This window comes from Kitasatospora sp. NPDC088391, assembly GCF_044753345.1.
GTDB lineage: Bacteria > Actinomycetota > Actinomycetes > Streptomycetales > Streptomycetaceae > Kitasatospora.
The window spans coordinates 111913-132341 of record NZ_JBIVNB010000013.1 but is presented as its reverse complement, the minus strand read 5'-3'; the positions used below and the strand labels follow the sequence as shown (position 1 = coordinate 132341).

12 protein-coding genes are annotated in these 20429 nt (G+C 73.8%); 8 read left to right on the top strand and 4 right to left on the bottom strand.

Annotated features, from left to right (window positions below):
- Nucleotides 1-131: 131 nt before the first annotated feature.
- Entirely contained in the window at nt 132-3182 is a 3051-nt protein-coding gene (locus tag ACIQBJ_RS30960) for an Ig-like domain-containing protein (RefSeq protein WP_400717173.1), read from the top strand.
- Nucleotides 3183-3672: 490 nt separating this feature from the next.
- The gene (locus ACIQBJ_RS30955; RefSeq protein ID WP_400717171.1) at nt 3673-5388 is read left to right on the top strand and encodes a DUF4153 domain-containing protein; all 1716 of its coding nucleotides are present in this window, start codon (nt 3673-3675) and stop codon (nt 5386-5388) included.
- Nucleotides 5389-5590: 202 nt separating this feature from the next.
- On the opposite strand, the gene ACIQBJ_RS30950 is transcribed toward ACIQBJ_RS30955, so the two are convergent.
- Nucleotides 5591-7129 carry an MFS transporter gene (locus ACIQBJ_RS30950; protein ID WP_400717308.1) on the bottom strand — a complete coding sequence of 513 codons (1539 nt, stop codon included), beginning with the start codon at nt 7127-7129 and terminating at the stop codon, nt 5591-5593.
- Nucleotides 7130-7305: 176 nt separating this feature from the next.
- On the opposite strand from ACIQBJ_RS30950, the gene ACIQBJ_RS30945 reads away from it, so the two are divergent.
- The 3 genes from ACIQBJ_RS30945 to ACIQBJ_RS30935 all read left to right on the top strand — a co-directional run bounded on the left by ACIQBJ_RS30945 (nt 7306) and on the right by ACIQBJ_RS30935 (nt 9601).
- The gene (locus tag ACIQBJ_RS30945; RefSeq protein WP_400717169.1) at nt 7306-7935 is read left to right on the top strand and encodes a TetR/AcrR family transcriptional regulator; all 630 of its coding nucleotides are present in this window, start codon (nt 7306-7308) and stop codon (nt 7933-7935) included.
- Nucleotides 7936-8110: 175 nt separating this feature from the next.
- Nucleotides 8111-8803, top strand: a complete 693-nt coding sequence (locus ACIQBJ_RS30940; RefSeq protein WP_400717167.1) for a ribonuclease HII — start codon at nt 8111-8113, stop codon at nt 8801-8803.
- Between the two features lie 276 nt (nt 8804-9079).
- The gene (locus ACIQBJ_RS30935) at nt 9080-9601 is read left to right on the top strand and encodes a hypothetical protein (RefSeq protein WP_400717165.1); all 522 of its coding nucleotides are present in this window, start codon (nt 9080-9082) and stop codon (nt 9599-9601) included.
- Between the two features lie 107 nt (nt 9602-9708).
- Here ACIQBJ_RS30935 and ACIQBJ_RS30930 read toward each other — a convergent pair whose 3' ends face one another.
- Nucleotides 9709-10347 (bottom strand): hypothetical protein, encoded by a 639-nt coding sequence (locus tag ACIQBJ_RS30930; RefSeq protein ID WP_400717305.1) that lies wholly within the window; start codon nt 10345-10347, stop codon nt 9709-9711.
- Nucleotides 10348-10754: 407 nt separating this feature from the next.
- Entirely contained in the window at nt 10755-12950 is a 2196-nt protein-coding gene (locus tag ACIQBJ_RS30925) for a RecQ family ATP-dependent DNA helicase (protein ID WP_400717163.1), read from the bottom strand.
- Between the two features lie 206 nt (nt 12951-13156).
- Here ACIQBJ_RS30925 and ACIQBJ_RS30920 point away from each other — a divergent pair, with 206 nt between their 5' ends.
- Complete coding sequence (locus tag ACIQBJ_RS30920; protein WP_400717160.1) at nt 13157-14695, top strand: DUF4192 domain-containing protein; 1539 nt, start codon at nt 13157-13159, stop codon at nt 14693-14695.
- Between the two features lie 37 nt (nt 14696-14732).
- Here ACIQBJ_RS30920 and ACIQBJ_RS30915 read toward each other — a convergent pair whose 3' ends face one another.
- Nucleotides 14733-16046: an alpha/beta fold hydrolase gene (locus tag ACIQBJ_RS30915; protein ID WP_400717157.1), complete on the bottom strand. Its 1314-nt coding sequence runs from the start codon at nt 16044-16046 to the stop codon at nt 14733-14735.
- A 1029-nt stretch (nt 16047-17075) separates the two neighbouring features.
- Between ACIQBJ_RS30915 and ACIQBJ_RS30910 the strand changes: the two genes are divergently transcribed.
- The gene (locus ACIQBJ_RS30910; protein WP_400717154.1) at nt 17076-19280 is read left to right on the top strand and encodes a glycogen debranching N-terminal domain-containing protein; all 2205 of its coding nucleotides are present in this window, start codon (nt 17076-17078) and stop codon (nt 19278-19280) included.
- 254 nt (nt 19281-19534) lie between these two features.
- The gene (locus ACIQBJ_RS30905) at nt 19535-20293 is read left to right on the top strand and encodes an NUDIX domain-containing protein (RefSeq protein WP_400717152.1); all 759 of its coding nucleotides are present in this window, start codon (nt 19535-19537) and stop codon (nt 20291-20293) included.
- Nucleotides 20294-20429: the final 136 nt, after the last annotated feature.

Sequence of the window (20429 nt, the reverse complement as noted above, 5' to 3'; positions counted from 1 at the left end):
GGGTCGGAGCCGGTAGGACGGAGGGCGGCACTTCTGCCGTTCATCCGGTCATCCGACCTTGGGGGGTTGGCGTGAGGATCAGAAAACGCATCGCCGGGCTGCTCGTTGCCCTGGTCACGTCCGTGGGACTGATGGTGGCACCCGCAGCGCACGCGGCCACCGCAGTCCTCGGCAACAACACGGTTGGCGCGTCCACCGACTCCGGTGACTCCAACTACATCAACACCTCGCGCTTCGTGACGGGCGCCAGCGGCGGCACCGTCACCAGCGTGAGCGTCTACGTGGGTGCCGTCGGCTCCACGCCCAACGACCAGTACCAGGTCGCCGTCTACAGCGACGTGGCCGGCAAGCCGGGCGCGCTGCTCGGCAACTCCGCCGCCGGCACCCTGACCGCGCACGCCTGGAACACCCTGCCGGTCGCCGCCACGCTCGCGCCGAACACGCCCTACTGGCTGGCGTACAACTCCAACGGCGTCTCCGCCGCGGTCAACAACCTGAACTACTCGACCGGCGGCCAGAGCGGCTACTCCACCGGCGGCGCGGCCTACGGCACCTGGCCGAGCAGCTTCGGCGCCGTCTCCACCGGCAACCTCAACTACTCCATCTACGCCACCTACACCCAGAGCGGCAGCGGCGGCGGCACGCCCGGCAGCGGCCCCGGCGGCGAGGGCCCGATCCTGCTGATCACCAACTCGGCCAACCCGTACACCGCGTACTACGGGGAGATCCTCAAGGCCGAGGGCCTCAACTACTACAAGACCGTGGACATCAGCGCCGTCACCGCGACCATGCTGAACTCCTACGACGTCGCGCTGCTCGCCGAGAACACCCTGACGGCCGCTCAGACCACCATGTTCACCACCTGGGTCAACGGCGGCGGCCGCCTGGTCGCGATGCGCCCCGACAAGCAGCTCGCCGGCCTGCTCGGCCTCACCACCACGCCCGACACGCTGGCCGACTCCTACCTCAAGATCGACACCACCGCGGCGCCCGGCACCGGCCTCACCTCCGACACCATGGGCTTCCACGGCACCGCCGACAAGTACACCCTGAACGGCGCCACCGCCGTCGCCACCCTGTACAGCGACGCCGCCGTGGCCACCACCAACCCGGCCGTCACGCTGCGCACCGTCGGCTCCGGCCAGGCCGCCGCGTTCACCTTCGACCTCGCCAAGTCCGTGATCCAGACCCGCCAGGGCAACATCGCCTGGGGCGGCCAGCAGCGCGACAACGTCGACGGCATCGAAGCCAGCGAGATGTTCTTCGGCACCGGCGGCCAGCTGAACTGGAACAACCTCGACAAGGCGCAGATCCCGATCGCCGACGAGCAGCAGCGCCTGCTCGCCAACCTGATCACCACCATCGACGCGAGCAAGAAGCCGCTGCCGAAGTTCTGGTACTTCCCGCGGGACGTCAAGGGCGTCGTCGTGATGACCGGTGACGACCACGGCATCGGCGGCACCAGCGGCCGCTTCGACGGCTACGTCGCGCAGAGCCCGGTCGGCTGCAACGTCGCCAACTGGGAGTGCGTGCGCGCCTCGTCGTACATCTACACCAACGACCCGATGACCGACGCCCAGGCCAAGGCCTACTCCGACCAGGGCTTCGAGGTCGGCGTCCACGTCACCACCAACTGCACCCCGTGGGGCACCCCCACCGACCTGCAGAACATCTACGCCGCCCAGATCGGCGCCTGGAAGGCCAAGTACACCTCGCTGCCCAACCCGGACAGCACCCGCACCCACTGCGTCGAGTGGGACGACTGGTCGACCCAGGCCAAGACCAAGCTGGCCAACGGCATCCGCCTGGACACCGACTACTACTACTACCCCGGCAGCTTCGTGCAGGACCGGCCCGGCTACTTCAACGGCACCGGCCTCCCGATGAAGTACGCGGACACCGACGGCAGCACCATCAACGAGTACCAGGCCACCACCCAGCTGACCGACGAGTCCGGGCAGTCCATGCCGGGCACCGTCAACACCCTGCTGGACAACGCCTACAACTCCAAGGGCTACTACACCGTCCTGACCGCCAACATCCACACCGACTACGCCGCCTCCACCACCTCGGACCAGGTCATCGCCTCGGCGAAGGCGCACGGCGCCCCGGTGGTCTCCGGCCGGCAGCTGCTCAACTGGCTGGACTACCGCAACGGTTCGGCCTTCTCCGGGATGTCCTGGAGCGCCAACACGCTGAGCTTCAGCATCACCGGCGGCGCCAACGGCCTGCGCGCGATGGTCCCGGTCAACTCGGCCGGCGGCACCCTGACCGGCATCAAGCAGGGCGCCACCCCGGTCACCTACCGGATCGAGACCATCCACGGCATCGCGTACGCCTTCTTCGACGGCAACGTCGCCTCCTACACCGCGACCTACGGCACCGACACCGTCGCGCCGACCGTCACCGGCTCCGTCCCGGCGAACGGCGCCACCGGCGTCTCCGCCACCGCCCCGGTGAAGGCCTCCTTCAGCGAGCCGGTCCAGGCGAGCACCGTCAACGGCACCAACGTCACCCTGAAGACCACCACCGGCGGCGTCGCGGTGGCCGGCACGGTCGCGCTGGACGCCGCCACCAACACCGTCACCTTCACGCCGAGCGCGGCGCTCTCGCTCAGCACCGGCTACACGCTGAGCGTCGCCAACGTGAAGGACCTGGCGGGCAACACCCAGGTCGGCACCTACACCTCGGCCTTCACCACCGCCGGCGCCCCGCCGCAGACCATCGGCAACAGCGCCGTCGGCACCCAGCTCGACGACACCAACTCCAACCACCTCAACGGCTCCAAGATCACCACCGGGGCCTCGGCGATCGCGCTCACCTCGCTCAACGTCCACGTCGGGCAGACCAGCGCCGCGCCGAACAACCAGTTCCAGATCGCCGTCTACAGCGACAACGGCGGCTCGCCGGACGCCCTGCTGGCCAGCTCCTCGGTCGGCACCCTGGGCGCCAACGCCTGGAACAGCGCGCCGATCAGCTACACGCTGGCGGCCAACACCACCTACTGGGTGATCTACAACTCCAACGGCACCAGCTCCACCGTCAACAACATGCACTACAGTTCCGGCCCGTCCGGCTCGGGCGTGTACAGCAACGCCTCCGTCCCGTTCGGCACCTTCCCGGCCAGCTTCGGCACGGCCGTCAAGGACAACCTGATCTACTCCCTGTACGGCACCTACTGAGCCTCCGTCACGGGCCCGGCCGAATCCCGATCGACCTCGGTCGGGCCCGTGACAGCAGGTCGGTGAACCCCTCGGGCCCTGCTTCGGGCACCGACCGCCGGGGCGGCTTGTGTCACAACTCTGTGACCGAGCCGCCCCGGCGGCTTTTTGAACCTGTTCAGAAATGCCCTTCCGGCCCTAGAGTCCTCCCGAACGACCAGTCGTACGACTGGCCGAAAGCCGTCGTGCGCGCATTTTCTGAGGGGGCCTCATGTCGCAGTCGTCCGATCCGGGCAGACAGCCGAATCCGGCGGAGGGCGGCAACCCGTTCGCACCGCCGCCGACCGCCCCGCGCAAGCCCGCGCCCGCCCGGTCGGTGCCCGGGCAGCCCTCGTCGGCGCAGCCTTTGTCCGGGCAGCCTTCGCCGGCGCAGCCCTCTTCTGCGCAGCCCGGGCCTGCGCAGCCCGCTGCGGAGTCGTCGGCGGGGGAGCAGTCGGCGGGGGAGCGGTCGGTGGGGGAGCGGTCGGTGGGGGCGCGGTCGGCGGGCGGCTTCGTGTCGCCCGGGGGGCCGGTGGCGAGCGGGCTCGGCAAGGTGCCGCAGCCGGCCGCGCGGGGCGAGGGACTGCCGCCCGGGGCGATGGGCGGAGTGGGGGCCGCGGCCGCGGCCGGGGCGAAGCCCGGGGCGGCGTACCCCTACCAGTACCGGCCGCCCACGCCGCTGCCCGAGCCGGACTGGCTGCGGCTCAGCGCGGCCCGCCCCGTCGAGCCCGCCCGGCTGCGGGTCGTCGCGGCCGCGATCGGCACCGGACTGCTCGCCGCACTCGTGCTCGGCGACGGCCTCGGCGTCAACCTGCTGCTGTGCACGCTGGTCGGAGCCGTCGGCGCGGCGATGACGGCGCTCGGCACCGGACGGACCGTCAAGCCCTGGCACAGCGTCTTCGCCCTCGCGGTGCTGCTGCTCTGCCTGGTGCCCGCCGTCAGCGGGGCCGGCGGGGCGGAGGCGCTCGCCGTCGTCGCCGCGATCTGCGTGGCCTCGCTGGTCCTGCACGGCGGGAGCCGCTGGCCCGGCGTGGCGCTCGGCGCCATCGGCGCCTGGGTCCACCTCCTCCCCGGACTCGTCTGGGGCGTCTCCTCCCTGAAGAAGCGTCGCTTTCCGGCCAAGGGGCGGGTCGCCCCGGTGGCCAAGGCCGTCGGTGTCTCGCTGGTGCTGCTGATCGTCTTCGGGTCGCTGTTCGCCGGCGCCGACTCCACCGTCGCCGACCTGCTGGACAGCCTCGTCCCCTCGGTGGACGGCGGGGAGATCCCGTTCCGCGCCCTGCTGTTCTTCGGCGGGCTGATGGTCGCCCTGGGCGCCGCGCACACCGCCGCCGCGCCGCGCCGCTGGGACCGCGTCAACACCCCGGTCGGCAAGGAGCGCGGACGGCTCGAGTGGGCGATGCCGCTGGTCGTGCTGAACCTCCTGTTCGGCACCTTCGTGGTGGTGCAGCTGGTGGTGCTGGTCGGCGGCTACAACTCGATCATGCGCCGCACCGGGATGACCCCCGCCGAGTACGCCCGGCAGGGCTTCTGGCAGCTGCTCTGGATCGCCGTCCTCACGCTGGTGGTGGTCGCGCTCGCCAAGTACTGGGCGCCGCGCAGCAACGAGGGCGACCACCGGTTGGTCAAGGTGCTGCTCGGGCTGCTGTGCACGTTCACCCTCGTCGTCGTCGGTACCGCCCTCGTCCGGATGAGCCTCTACATGGACGCCTTCGGTCTGACCCGGCTGCGGGTCAACGTCGCCGCCGTGGAGATCTGGCTCGGCCTGGTCTTCCTGCTGGTGCTGTTCGGGTCGGTGCTCTCCACCCGCCGTTGGCTGCCGCGGGCCGTGGTGCTCAGCGCCGCCGTCGCCGTCGCCGTCTTCGGCCTGCTGCGCACCGACAACCTGATCGCCCAGCAGAACATCGACCGGCAGCTGAGCGGCAGCACCCGGCTCGACGTCAGGTACCTGAGCACCCTGTCGGTGGACGCGGTGCCCGCCCTGGACCGGCTGACCGGCGACTACCGCACCTGCGCGCTGCAGCAGATCGCCAGCGACCTGAACGACGAGCAGGCGCCGCCGTGGTACGCGATCAGCTACGCGGAATCCCGGGCCCGGGAGATCCTCGCGGAGCGCCCCGTGGTCAAGGACCGGGGAGCGGCGTGCAACCGGGTCGCCCCGTTCTACGGCGACCGGCGGGGTCTGGAGTAGGAACCGCGCGCGGAGGCGGGGGAGGAGGCGGGGCGGGCGAGGGGATTTGGTCGCCTGCCCCCGACCCGACCCGACCCGACCCGACCCGACCCGACCCGACTTGACCCGCCCCGCCTCACCGGCCCACCCCGACTCCTGGCCGGTCGGTGCCGACATCGGTACCGGCCGGCCGACGCTGTTGAGTTGAATGGTTGAACGGCTGTCAGATCGCCATTCCGGCCGGGGCCTCGGCGGGGAGGTCGCCGGGCTTGGCCCTGACCACGAACAGGGCCGTCAGCAGGGCCACCACCGCGAAGGCGACACCCACCACGAAGGCGTGCGAGACGGCCTGGGTGAGCACCTCGTCCGCCCACCTGCTGCCGGGCGGGAAGCTCTGGTGCTGCTGGGCGTACTGCAGCTCGGCCGGGCCCGCGTGGGCGAGGAAGTCCGGCTGCTGGTGGGCGCCCTCGGAGGTCGCCGCTCTGGCGAACACCGTGGTGAGGATCGACAGGCCCACCGAACCACCGATCTGCTGCACCGAGTTGAGCAGTCCGGAGGCTGCACCCGTCTCGTGGGCCGGTACGCCGGCCACCGCCATCAGCATCACCGGCACGAAGATCAGGCCCATGCCGAGGCCGAAGGTCACCGTCGGGCCGAGCACTCCCAGGGCGTAGCTGCTGTCGACGCTGGTCTGCGTCAGCCAGCCCAGGCCGACCGTGACCAGCACGGCGCCGCCGGCCATGAAGGGCTTCGGGCCTATTCGGGCCTGGAACGCCGAGGCGATCTGGGCGGCGACGATGATGGCCACGCTGATCGGCAGGAAGGCCACGCCCGCCTTGAGCGCGCTGTACCCGAGGACGCGCTGCACGAACAGCGTCACGTAGAAGAAGATGCCGAACATGGCCGCGGCCAGGCAGAGCATCATCAGCAGGCCGCCGGTGCGGTTCCGGTCGCGCAGCAGCCGCAGCGGGGTGATGGGTTGGGCGGTGCGCTGCTCGATCACCACGAAGGCTGCCAGCAGCACCACGCCGACGGCGAAGGACCCGATCGTCACGCCGTTGCCCCAGCCGGCCTTCGGGTCGGCCGCGTGGATGAACCCGTACACCAGGCTGACCACGCCGAGGGTGGAGGCGAGCGCGCCCGGCAGGTCGAAGGTGCCCGCGTGCCGCTCGGACTCGTTGATGTACCGCGGCGCGGCCCAGGCGATCAGCGCGGCGATCGGCACGTTCACGAAGAAGACCCAGCGCCAGTTCAGGTACTCCGTCAGCACGCCGCCGGCCAGCAGGCCGATCGCCGCGCCGGAGCCGGCCACCGCCGAGAAGACGCCGAACGCGCGGTTGCGCTCCGGGCCCTCCTTGAAGTTGGTGGCGATCAGGGCGAAGGCCGTCGGCGAACATATCGCTCCGCCGATGCCCTGCAGCGCCCGGGCCGCGAGCAGCATGCTCCCGTTCGCGGCGAATCCGCCGAGCAGCGAGGCCAGCCCGAACAGCAGCACGCCGGTGATGAAGACCCGGCGCCGGCCCAGGATGTCCCCCGCCCGTCCGCCCAGCAGCAGCAGGCCGCCGAACGTCAGCGTGTAGGCGTTGATCACCCAGGACAGGTCGGTGGTGGAGAACTTCAGGGCGTCCTGGATGTGGGGGAGCGCGATGTTCACGATGGTCGCGTCGAGGACGACCATGAGTTGGGTGGCGGCGATGACCGCGAGCGTGACGCCCTTGCCGCGGTTGCGGCCGGACCCGGGTGGAGCGGACTTGCTGAGCATGTCGGAGATAGCCACTGATGTGCCCCCTGCTGTCTACTGCTGCTGGCTACGTGCTGTTCGGCCTTGTCCTGCTGCTGTTCGATAGGGTGCTCGACGGTGCGAATAGTGAACGATCGCGTTCACTGTCGAGGACGATAGTCGGCGCCGATAGTGAACGCAACCGTCTTTTAGGGTGGATGACGATGGATCAGTTCGACCGGCGGCAGTCGGCCGACGGCCCCGCCGAGGGCGCGCCGCAGCGCAGGCGCGGGAAGGCGCTGGAGGCGGCGATCTTCGAGGCCGCGCTGGAGCAGCTCACCTCCGGCGGTTTCGCCCGGATGACCATGGAGGGGGTGGCCGGCGCCGCGCAGACCGGGAAGGCCGCGCTCTACCGCCGCTGGGCGTCCAAGGCGGACCTGGTGATGGACGCGCTGGCCACCGCCATGCCGCCGCCCACCGACATTCCCGACCTCGGGTCCGCGGAGGCCGAACTGCGGCACGTGATCGCGGCCTACGTCGCGGTGATGGGTTCGCCGATCGGCGCGGCGGTCCGCACCCTGATGGGTGAACTCGACCACGAGCGCGCCGAGTTCTTCAAGGGGTTCCTGCACGACCGGGTGGTCGGGCCGACCACCGAGGGCATCCTCGGCATCCTCCGGCGCGGCGAGGCCCGGGGCGACGTCCGGCGCGGCGCGGCGGTGCCCGCGGTCGCGGACGTGCTGCCCGCCATGCTGCTGTACCGCGCCAAGTTCTGCGGCGGCCTGGTCGACGAGGCTTTCGGCGCCGACCTGCTGGAGCAGATCCTGCTGCCGATGATCCGGCCGTGAGGCGGTGATCGGGGCCGGGGCCGGGGCCGGGGTCGGGGCGCGGCGGTCCGGGGATGTCCGGGGAGGCCTGGGGCGGTCCTGGGCGTCGTCGTGGCGGCGTAGGCTGAACGGGGTCGGAGGCCCTGCCGCGCGAGGCCCCGGCCGGACCCGCCCGCCGTTGTGAAGGACCGCGTCGATGCCGTACGACCCCCCGACCCACACGGTCGAGCGCTCCCTGCGCCGGGCCGGCGCCCGCCTGGTGGTCGGGCTGGACGAGGTCGGCCGGGGCTCCTGGGCGGGCCCCGTCATGGTCGGCGCCGCCGTCACCGGACTGCGTCGCCCGCCGGAGGGGCTGACCGACTCCAAACTGCTCACCGAGCGGCGGCGGAACGCGCTGGTCCCGGTGCTGGAGGAGTGGGTGACCGCCCACGCGATCGGCTCCGCCTCGCCGCAGGAGTGTGACGAACTCGGCATGACGGCCGCCCTGCGGCTGGCCGCCGTCCGCGCGCTGGAGGCGCTGCCGGTGGAGCCCGACGCGGTGATCCTGGACGGCAAGCACGACTACCTGGGTGGGCCGTGGCGGGTCCGCACGGTGATCAAGGGCGACCAGTCCTGCGTCTGCGTCGCGGCCGCCTCGGTGCTGGCGAAGGTCCGGCGGGACGCGCTGATGGCCGAACTCGGCGCGGACCACCCGGCATTCGGGTTCGCGGAGAACGCCGGCTACCCGTCGCCGACCCACCGGGCCGCGCTGGAGGAGTTCGGCCCGACCGAGCACCACCGGCTGTCCTGGTCCTACCTGGACGCGCTGCCGCGCTGGAGCCACCTGAAGCGGCAGCGGACCGCTCCCGAAGGCGACGGGGCCGGCGAACAGCTCTCGCTCGGCTTCTGACGGCTCCTGGCGGGACGGGCCCGGCGGCCCCGCAGCGTGGGCGGTCGCACCCGAATCCTGACGGTTCGTCAGTATTCACTCCCCGTCACCGGGCCGTGGCGGTGCCGGAGTGCGGGATACGCCACACTCCCAATAGGTGGGGTGCCCGTGCGCATCCGACCGGCGTTTGATAGGAATCCGGGTATGCCTGTCTTCCCCGAGGAGCCGGAGATTCACGAGACGATCCCGGGCCCCGGCGTTCCCCTTCCCCACACGTCGGACGCACCTGCCCACCGCATGCCTTCTTCCACCGCCGTCGCCGCTCAGGTTCCGGGGCCCCGCCCCGGTCCGCCGCGCCCCGCACCCCCTCGTGCGGACCGTCCCATTCCCGGTCCCCGGCCCGCACCCCGACCCAAGCCCGGCCCCACACCGCACCCCGCGGGTCCGACCGTCCAACTCCTGCCCGCCGCCGCGGCCGAGGCGCTCGACCGCGCCGACGAAGCGGTCGACGCGCTGCTGGAGTCCGGCCGCCGCCCCGGCGACGTGCTGGTGCTGACGGTCGGCGAGGCACACCCCTGGCAGCAGCACGAGTTGAGCTTCGGCGAGGAGCGCTACTGGGCGCAGTTCGCCGACGGCGGCGACGTGTTCTACGCCGATGCCGCCGCCACACGTCCGCTGCGCCGCGACGTGGTGGTGCTGGTGGTCAACGGCGGTGCCGCGGAGCGGATCACCGCCTCCGCGCGCGCCGCGCTGGAACGCGCCGCCAAACTGCTGGTGGTCTGCGGCGACACGGAGGTCGTCGCCCCGCTGTTCGTCTGACGGCCCGTTCGGTCCGTCCGTTCCCTCCCGCTGCGGCCCGTCGGGCCACGGACGGCTTGCCGCCGGGGTCGTCCGGTGAGCGGCCGCCCGTGGTCAGCTGGGCGTGGTCAGCGGGCCGCGGTGCGGCGGGCCGGACGGCTCTCCCGAGTGTTCTCCAGGGCGCGGACCGCGCTCAGTGAGGTGACCGGGGCGATCGGCGACTGCTCGACCGCCTGCGGGCCGACCGGCTCCGGCCGGGTGTCGGCGGGGACGCGCGGCGGCAGTTCGGTGACGGCGCGGACCGGCCCGGAGGCCCAGGAGCCCGAGTGCGGGTTGCGCCCGCGCCGGCCGTCGCCCAGGGACTGCCAGCCGACCGGGGTGAGCGTCAGGTACGAGCCGTAACGCAGCCCGTGCAACTCGGCGGCGGCGCGCAGTGCCCACATCCAGGCGCCGTCCTGCTCGGTCCAGCCCGGGCCGCCGTCGCGGCAGCGCAGCAGGACGGCGGTACGGCTCGGCACCGGGCGCTTCAGGTCGTGCGGGGTGATCCGGCGGAGCTGGCCGAGCAGGGTGTTCCGGTGGTCCCAGCCGTCGCTGAACTGCGGGCGCGTGCCGAAGGAGGCGGACGCCACCACCCGGTGCTCGGGGTCGAGCACCGCGACCACCGTGGTGCCGGGCTGCGGCAGGTGCCGCTGGTGGAGCTCGGTGACGAACTCGCGCGGTGCGCGGAGCAGCGGGACGTCGAGGGCGACCCACTCCTGCAGGGTGATGCTCCGCGTACTGTCACACCGGGAAGGACCTCGGTCGTTGCCGTTGATCACGATCCTCCTTCCCGGGCCCGCGCTCCCAGGGGCGAGCGGGCGTACGCCGAAGGCCGGGTCCGACGGACCGGGCGCTGTGGATGCTCCTCAATTCTCCGGTGAGACCTGCCCGACCGGCAATGATGAAATGACGAGCAGAGCCCGAAAGTCGCGCTTATGCCGGATATGTTCCTTCCTTTCGACAGGGCCGATCGGCTGACGCGAGGTGATCGGCCGGTGAGTTCGGTGGAACTTTCAGGTGAACCGGCCGGGTCTTCCGGGCGCCGCACCCGGAGCCTCCGGTCCGGGGCGCCCGGGGCGTCCGAGATGTCCGAGGCGTCCGGAGCCTGTCGGGCTGTCCGGTGCCTGAGTGGCCGTCACCCCCGGACGGCCAGGACGAGGGGCAGGACCGCGGTGGCGCCCGCCTGGCGGAGCAGCCGGGCCGCCACCGTCAGCGTCCAGCCGGAATCCACCAGGTCGTCCACCAGCAGCACCGGCCCCGGGGCGGCGGCGAGCGCGTCGGCCAGGCCGGGGGAGAGGGCCAGCGCCCCGGCGACCGAACGCAGTCGCTGCGCGCTGTTGGACCGCGGCCCGTGCGGGGGCTCCCCGGTCGCGTACTCGACCCGGCCGAGCAGGGGCATCCGGCCGACCGAGGCCAGACCGCCGGCCAGGTCGGACACCAGGCGCGGGCGGGTGGCGGAGTCGAGCCCGACCACTCCGACGGGTCGGTCGAGCCGGGTGCCGTCCGGCCCGTCCGGCCCGGCCCAGCCGCCGGGGCCGCGGGCCCAGTCGGCCACGACGCCGACCAGCGCGTCCAGGACCTCGCGCGGCAGCGGGCCGTCCGGCGAGCGTTCGTCGAGCAGCGTCCGCAGTCGGCCGCCCCAGCCGATGTCGGACAGGCGGCCCAGCGCCCGGCCGGGTTCGGCCTGCTGGTCGGCGGGAATCCGGCCCTTCAGCGGGACGCCGAGGGACTCCATGCCGGTCGGCCACATCCGCCGGGTCTCGAACGAGACGCCGGGGCGGCCGAGGGCGGCCCGGGCCGCGTCCAGCGCCTCGGCCGAGACCTCGGCCGAATGCCGGGGCGGGGTGCAGCGGTCGCACCGCCCGCACGGGGCCGCCTCGGGGTCGTCGAGCTGGCTGCGCAGGAACTCCATCCGGCAGCCCCCGGTGGCGACGTAGTCGCGCATCGCCTGCTGCTCGGCCTCACGGGCCCGGGCGACCTTCGCGTACCGCTCGGCGTCGTAGCGCCATGGCAGGCCGGTGGACTCCCAGCCACCGCGCACCCGGCGGACGGCGCCGTCGACGTCCAGCACCTTGAGCATGGTCTCCAGCCGGGTGCGGCGGAGGTCGACCGAGGTCTCCAACGCGGCGGTGGAGAGCGGACGGCCCGCCCCGGAGAGGGCGTCCAAGGTCCGGCGGACCTGCTCCTCGGCGGGGAAGCCGACCGAGGCGAAGTAGCGCCAGATCGCCTCGTCCTCCCGGCCGGGCAGCAGGAGCACCTCGGCCCGGTCCACCCCGCGGCCGGCCCGGCCGACCTGCTGGTAGTAGGCGATCGGCGAGCTGGGGGAACCGAGGTGGACCACGAAGCCGAGGTCCGGCTTGTCGAAGCCCATTCCCAGCGCGGAGGTGGCCACCAGGGCCTTGACCCGGTTCTCCAGCAGCGCGGTCTCCGCCTCCCGGCGCTCCGCGTCCTCCGTGCGCCCCGAGTAGGAGGCCACCGGGAAGCCGCGCCCGCGCAGGAACCCGGTGACCTCCTCGGCCGCCGCCACCGTGAGGGTGTAGACGATGCCCGAGCCCGGGAGGTCGGCCAGGTGGTCGGCGAGCCAGGCCAACCGGTGCGCCGGGTCCGGCAGCGGGAGCACCGTCAGGCTGAGGCTCTCGCGGTCCAGCGGGCCGCGCAGCACCAGGGCCTGCTCCTCGCCGGCTCCGGTGCCGAGCTGCTCCGCGACGTCCGCCGTGACCCGGGCGTTCGCGGTCGCCGTGGTCGCCAGCACCGGGACGCCGGGGGAGAGGTCGGCGAGCATGGTGCGCAGCCGCCGGTAGTCGGGCCGGAAGTCGTGGCCCCAGTCGGAGATGCAGTGCGCCTCGTCCACCACCAGCAGGCCGGTGGAGGCGGCGAGCTTGGGCAGGACGTTGTCCCGGAAGTCCGGGTTGTTCAGCCGCTCCGGGCTGACCAGCAGGACGTCGACCCGGCCGTCGGCGACCTCCTGCTGGATCTCCGCCCACTCCTCCGGGTTGGCCGAGTTGATCGTCCGGGCGCGGATGCCCGCCCGGGCGGCCGAGTCGACCTGGTTGCGCATCAGCGCGAGCAGCGGCGAGACGATCACCGTGGGCCCGGCGCCGCGTTCGCGGAGCAGCGCCGTGGAGATGAAGTAGACGGCCGACTTGCCCCAGCCGGTGCGCTGCACCACCAGGGCACGGCGGCTGTCGACCACCAGTGCCTCGATGGCCTTCCACTGGTCCTCCCGCAGGGTGGCGGACGGGCCGGCGAGGTCGCGCAGCACGGCTTCCGCGGCGGCCCGGACGGCGTCGCGGTCGGCGGGGGTGCTCGGGTGGGGTTCGCGCGTCTGCATGGAGTCATGGATACCGTGCCGCACGGACGGATCGCGAATGCCGGGCTGTGGACAACCTGGCTCAAATCATTTGATATGGCATCAACTATGCCTCAAGGCCCGGAAAATTAGGCCATCAGAGGGAGGAGATGCTGAACCCCCCGATTTATCCACAGGCTGGAAGAAATTCGGGCGAACCGGTCCGGCGAGGGTCCACGCTGTGCGACATGACCGCAGACGACCGCACCACCACGCCCGTTCCGCGCCCCGGCCACCTCCCGGTCCGGCTGCGCGGCCCCGCCGACATGGCGGAGATGCTCCCCTACCTGCTGGGCTTCTTCCCCGACGACAGCATCGTCGCGGTGGGCCTGCAGGGCCCCGGGCTCGACCAGGGCGGCGTGATCCGCGTCGACATCCCGGACGACCCGGGCTGCTGGGAGCGGACCGCCGAGGACTGTGCCCGGCTGCTGATCGAGCTCTCCGAGCAGCGCGAGCGCCGACCCGCCCAAGTCCTGCTGTACCTGTGCCGAGATCCCGCCGACAAGGGCCGCGAGCCCGGGACCGCACGGGCCGTCCTGAACGGCCTCCGGCCACTGGCCGCCGCGCTCACCAGGGCCTTCCAGGCCGAGCAGGTGGTCGTGAAGGAGGCGCTGTGCGTCTCCGCGGCCCGCTGGTGGTCCTACCTGTGCACCGAGGTCGACTGCTGTCCGCCGGACGGCACCCCGGTCCGGGAGGCCCACCACCCCAGCCCGCTCGCCGCGGCGGCGACCTTCGCCGGGTTCGCCCCGCGCGGCAGCCGCAAGGCGATCGTGGCCGGCCTGGCCCCGGTCGGACCACCGACCTCCGAGGTCCAGCGCGCCGCCCTGGAGGACGCCGGACCCCCGTTCATCCGCGAACTGGCCGCTCCCGGCGGCCGCGGCGCGGCGGTCGAACGCACCGCCGCCCTGCTCGCCGAGGCCGCGGCCGAGTTCCGGGCCGGGGCCCGGGAGCTCGACGCCGCCCGCACCGCCAGGATCCTGATCGGCCTGCAGGACAAACTCGGCCGGGACCGGGCCGCAGAGTACGCCGAACCGGACGAACTGGTCGGGGCCCAGCGCCTGTGGAAGTTCCTGGTCCGACGCTGTGTGGACCCGTTCGAACACCTCGCCGCCCCGCCGATGACACTGCTGGCCTGGACGTCCTGGCTGGCCGGGGACTCCGCCACGGCGCGGATCGTCCTGGCCCGCGCACTGGAGCTGGAGCCGGGCTACACCCTGGCCCAACTGCTCTACGAGTCCCTGAACTCGGGCATCGACCCGGAGGCCCTGCTCCGGGTGGTCCGGCGCGAGCGCACCGCCCGGCTGCGCGAACCGGCGGACGCGGCACCAGGCCCGGACACGGTGCCCGGACCGGACGCGGAGCCGGAGCCGGCACCGGAGCCGGGCCCGTCGCACCGCCCCGACCCCGTGCCGCCCGACCCCGTGCCGCCCGGGCCGGCGACGGACCGGGCCGACCGGTGGACCGGAGCCCAGGAGCACCGCAGGAGCGACCACCACGGCGACGAGCAGCACGGAAGGGAGCACCGCGACGGCGAGCGCGGGGCCGAACACCCGGAGCCGTGCGGCGACGGCTCCGGTACCGGAGACGCTCCGGACGGCGACCGCCCGGCCGCCCGCGCCGACGGACCGTCAGCACCGGGACGGGGCACCGCCCACGGGCACCGGGTGCGCATCCGCCGGGTCGGACGGCCGGGCGCGCACCGACACCAGCACACCCACGGAGGCTGATATGCGCATCCTCGACCCGCGATCGCCCGGCAGGCGCCTAGACCTCGCCGCGCGCCATCCGGATCAGCCGGTCCAGCACCGCGCGGCCGCTGACCCGCACCCCGTCGTGCTCCCACTCGTTGGTGACCCACACCCGCGTCCCCGCCACCGCGTCCGCGGTCTCCAGCGAGTGCGCCGTGTCCACGTACATGTCGTCGTGGTAGACCGCCGCGTACACCGGCACCAGGTTCGCCGCCAGGCGCGCCGGGTCGTACAGGTCGGGCCAGTCGGTACGCTCCGCCAGCAGCTGCGCCGTCTCGCGCAGCGGGCGCAGCGCCGGATCGGTCTCGAACAGCCAGGGGTAGATCATCTCGCCGGTGAACAGCACCGGGCGGTCCCCGGCCAGCGCCGCCTCGGCGTCGAACTCGGGGAACTCGGCACGCAGCCGCTCCGCCGACCAGTCGGTGGCCCCGGCGTCGACCGAGCGCTGCCCGTAGATCGACTCGTGCAGGACGGCGAACAGCGGGTTCTGCGCGAAGGAGAGGTGCGCCTGCACCCCGGCCAGGAAGGTGTCGGAGAGCTCCGGCCCGCCCACGCCCTCCACCCAGGCCTCCTCCAGCAGGTAGTGCAGCACGGCGGAGCCGCTGCCGCTGCCCAGCATCAGGCCCAGCGCCTGGAAGGCCCGGACGGTCAACAGCCCGCCGTCCGGCAGGGTCGCGGGCCGGTCCGCCAGGTGCGCCGCGATTCGCCGTACCGCCGCCACGTCCTGGGGGAAGCGCGCGTAGTGCCCGGCGTTCTTGCGGGCGACCCTCGGGTAGGCCGCGCGGTAGACCTCGTCCGCCGAGCGGCGCAGACCGGCCAGTCCGCCGGTGACGAACGCCTCGCGCAGGTGCTCGGGGGCCAGCGAGAGGTAGGCCAGGGTGCAGAAGCCGCCGAAGCTCTGCCCCAGCAGGCTCCACCGGCCCTCCTCGCCCAGCAGCTGACGGCGGATCAGCTCGGCGTCCCGGACGATCGAGTCGGCCCGGAAGAGCGCCAGGTAGTCGGCCTGCGCGCGGGCGTCGCCGCGCCGGGCCAGGGTCTGCCGGGTGGCGGGGGTGGAGCGGCCGGTGCCGCGCTGGTCCAGCAGCAGCACCCGGTAGTCGTCGAGCGCCCGGTCCAGCCAGCCGTCCCGGCCCAGCGGCCGGTTGGCCTTGCCGCCCGGCCCGCCCTGCAGGTACACCAGCCACGGCAGCTGCTCGTCCTCGCGGCCGGCGGCCACCACCTCGCGGGCGTAGACCTCGATCGACTCGCTGTCCGGAGCGCCGTGGTCCAGCGGCACCCGGAAGACGTGGTCGGTGGTGACGATCCCGGGGATGCGGCTGAGGGCGGACATGCGACTCCTTGGTGCTGGCTGATCACAAGCTGGTCGCGGTGGCGTCCGCCGGGGTCACCGGTGCGTCCGCCGTCGCCCCCGCACCGTATCCTGACCGCGGACAGGAGCCGCCGGGGGGCGTCCAGCACATCCGGAGAACCCCGAGCGGTCCCACGACAGAGCGGGCACCCCGGGTGCCGGCCGCGGACCGCCGACGGACGGTCGGCTCACGGCCGGGTCCGACCGGACGCCCGCCGGACAGGCGTGACCTGGGGCAGGTGTGGTGCGTTCAACCTGCGGAACGCCGCCACCCGAACCGGCACCGCCGGGCCCGCGACGGCCCGGCCGACAGTGTCGGGCACCGGTCACGCGTCGTTCGACCCGGCAGCGCCGGAGCTCGAACGGCATCGGCGTCCCGGTCTGGGCACCGCCCCGGCCGGGGCGGACCACCGGCGAGCCGGTTCCGCCCGTGTCGGAGCCGCGTGTTCCGGCGGCAGAGCAGCACAGTCCGCGATCGAGCACGCTCGCGGCCGGTCGGACCCGCGGCGGCCGACCGGTCGAGGGGAGGAGAGCCTGGTGACCGACTCAAGGCCACCCCACGCAGCGTCCCGGCCGGGGCCCACCGACCCGCCCGCTCCCGGGGACGCCACCGCGCCCGTGGGAGTGCCCACTCCCACCGGGCCACCGCCGCGCCCCGTCGATCCACCGCATCTCCACCGGGCCACGCCGCCGTACGGCACGACCGTCGGACCCGGCCCCACTCCAGGAACGGCCGGTACGGCTCATATGGTTCCCGACTCCCCGTCAGTTCCCCCGCACCCGTACGGAACGCCGGGGAACACACCCCCGTACGGCACCCCGTACGGCAACACTCCGCCCTACGGCACGCCCGCCGCCGGCGGCCCCCACGGCCCGGGTGGCATGCCGCCCCACGGCACCCCGCCCTACGGCACGACGACGCGTCAGGCCCCCGGCTACCCGCCCGGTGCCCGTACGGTCGGCGCACCCCGGGGCGACCAGCCGTCGGGCCCGCCCGGAGCGGTCCCCGGCGTGCCGCCCGGTGCGCCCGCCGTCCGGTCCGAGCAGGTGGCCGGCGCGCCCGCGGCCGGCCAGGCCCGGCAGTCCGCCCCGGCGGCGGTGCCGCGCCCGCAGCCGTCCGCGGCGCACGACGTGCTGTGCGTCAACGCCCCGGGAATGGCCTCCTCCGGCCCCGACGGCCAACTGCGCGGCCACGGCCTGCACGGCTTCTTCCGGCACGGTGTACGGGCGCTGGCCCGGATGGAGCTGCGGATCGGCGGCATGGAGCCGCTGCCGCTCCAGGGCACCCTGACGTCCGCCGCCGCGGCCCGCTTCGTCGGCTCGGTCCGGGTTCCGGGCGACCTCGACCCGGACCCGGCGCTGACGGTCGAACGGCTCCGGCACGCCGACGGCGCCGAGACGGTGACGGTCCGGAACACGGGCGCCCGCCCGGCCCGGCTCCCCCTGGAGATCGCCCTCGGCACCGACCTCGGCCTGCTCACCGACATCGCGGCCGGTCGGCGCTCGCCGGACCTGCCCGGCCAGGTCCAGTCCTCCGGTCTGCGCTGGGTCGGCCAGGGCCGGGCCGCCACCGTCGCCGCCCGTCCGTCACCGCACGCGGTGCTGGCCGGTGCGGGCGTGCTGCGCTGGGACTTGGAGATCCAACCGGGCTCCCGGTGGTCGGTCGACCTCAGGGTGGAGCTGGAGGTCCCGCCGACGGGCCGTCCGCCGACGGGCCGCGGCCCCGGTGTCCCGCTGCCCTGGTCCGAGCCCGAAGTCCGGGCCGACGACCCCCGGGCCGCCCGCCTGGTCGCCCGGTCGCTCGACGCGATGGCCGGCCTGCTGCTCGCCGACGCCGACCGTCCGACCGATCTCTACACCGCCTCCGGCGCCCCCTGGCGCTTCGGCCTCACCGCCGCCGACGCCCTCTGGGCCGCCCGGATGACGCTGCCGCTCGGCACCCGCCTCGCCGTCGGCACCCTCCGGGCGGTGGCCCGCCGCCAGCACCTGGCCACCGCCCAACCCGCAGCAACGACCGCCAGACCGGCCGACTCCGCGACCCCGGCCGACGGCCCGTCACCCGCGGAGGGCACCGGGGGCGCGCCCGGTACGGAGCCCGGGGCGGCGGCGCAGGCGATGGACGGGGTGATCCCGGGCCCGCTGCGGCACGGCGGTCCCGAGCTGCCGGCCAGTTGCACCGCGACGGAGGCGACCCTGCTGTTCGTCACCGTCCTGGCGGAGGCGTGGCGTTGGGGCATGCCCCGGGCCGAGGTCGCCGAACTGCTGCCGGCGGCGGAGCGTGCCCTCGGCGCGCTGCGCGCCGCGGTGGCGGACGGGCCCGAGGGCCCGGTCGGGTTCGTCACCGACTTCGGACGGTCCGCGGAGGAACGGGCCGCGCGTCCCGGTCCGGCCAGGTGCGAGGTCCAGGCACAGGCGCACCGGGCCGCCCTCCAGGGGGCGGACCTGCTGGAGGCCTTCGACCGGCCCGGTGCCGCGCGCTGGCGTGACTGGGCCGCGGACCTGCGGGAACGGTTCCGCGAGCAGTTCTGGATCGACGACCTGTCCGGCGGCCGCCCGGCCGCCGCCCTGCTGGCCCAGGACCGCCCGGTCCCGGCCCTCGCCTCCACCCTGGTGCACCTCTTCGACCTGGGGCTCGCTGCGGAGGGAGAACTGCACGAGGGCCTGCTGGACCGCGAGCAGACCCGACTGCTCGCCCAACGACTGGTCACCCCCGAGCTCGACTGCGGCTGGGGGCTGCGGACGCTGAGCGCGAAGTCGCCGCGCTTCAACCCGCTCGGCCACCGCAGCGGTGCGGTCCGGGTCCAGGAGACCGCCCTCGCGGTGAGCGGACTGGTCGACGCCGGGTTCGAACGCGAGGCCGAGATACTGCTGGAAGGGCTGCTGGAGGCGTCCGCGCACTTCGAGGCACGCCTGCCGGAGATGTACGCGGGCGAGCAGAAGGTCGCCGGCTGCCCGCCGGTGCCGCACCCGGCGGCCTGCCGCCCGGCCGCGATGTCCGCGGCCGCCGCGGTGCACCTGGTCCTCGCGCTGGCGGGCGTCCGGCCCGACGCCCCCTCCGGACGGGTGGTCACCCGCCCCGCCAGCACCGCGCCCCTCGGGGCCCTCGAACTGACCGGCCTGCGCGTGGCCGGCGAGCCGTTCTCGGTCCGGGTCAGCCGGATCGGCGTCGCAGTCGTGGAGGAGGCGCCGTCGTTCCTGCAGCTCGCCTCCGGCTGAGGCCCGGCCGGAACCGCAGTCGGAGGCACTGACGGGAGGACCGCGGGGCCCGACGAGCGCTGCCGGTCCGGCCGAGGGACCGCGATGCCTACGGCGATCGGGGGCTGCGATCGGGGGCGGCGGTCGGGGGCGGCGGTCGGGCCCGGGGCCCGTGGGGCCGGTGCGGCTGCTGGGGCTGGTGAAAGCGTCGGGAGCGGAAGGGGCGGGGCCGGTGGTCTGTGATTATCGTCAGAGAGACGACTAAGATCGACGCCATGTCGCGTTATGACCCGTCGGCCTTCCCCCCGTTCGCAGTCACGGTTGACCTCGTGGTGCTGACGGTCCGCGACCATGAGCTGTGCGCGCTGCTGGTGAAGCGCGGTGAGGCACCGTTCCAGGGCTACTGGGCGTTGCCCGGCGGTTTCGTGCGGCCGGACGAAGGGCTCGGCGAGGCGGCCTCCCGGGAACTGGCCGAGGAGACGGGCCTGCGGGCGCAGTCCTTCCCGGGCCGGTCCGCGGCCGAGCCGACCCCGGCCGGGGCGCACCTGGAGCAGCTGGGCACCTACGGCCACCCGCAGCGGGACCCCCGGATGCGGGTGGTGAGCGTCGCGCACCTCGTCCTCGCCCCCGACCTGCCCTCGCCGCGCGCGGGCGGCGACGCCAGCAGCGCCCGCTGGGCGCCGGTCCGCGAACTGCTCGGGGAGGAGCGCAACGACGGAGTGCTGCTCGCGTTCGACCACGGCCGGATCCTGGCCGACGGCGTGGAACGCGCCCGGTCGAAGATCGAGTACTCCTCGCTGGCCACGGCCTTCTGCCCGCCGGAGTTCACCGTCGGCGAGCTGCGCCGGGTGTACGAGGCGGTCTGGGGCGTCGTGCTCGACCCGCGGAACTTCCACCGCAAGGTCACCGGAACCCCGGGCTTCCTGCTCCCCTCCGGCGGCACGACGACCCGTCAGGGCGGCCGCCCCGCCCAACTGTTCACCGCGGGCGGCGCGAACGTCCTGAACCCGCCGATGCTGCGCCCCGAAGCCTGAGCCGTCGTGCGGCCGGAGCCTCAGGGATGAGGGCGACACGCGGGCTGCGGCAGGGGTGTTGCTGCCCAAGGGTGGTGACGCTCCGTCAGCTCGCTGTCAGTGCCGCGTGAGTGCTGTCGCCTGATCGGGTGAGGTC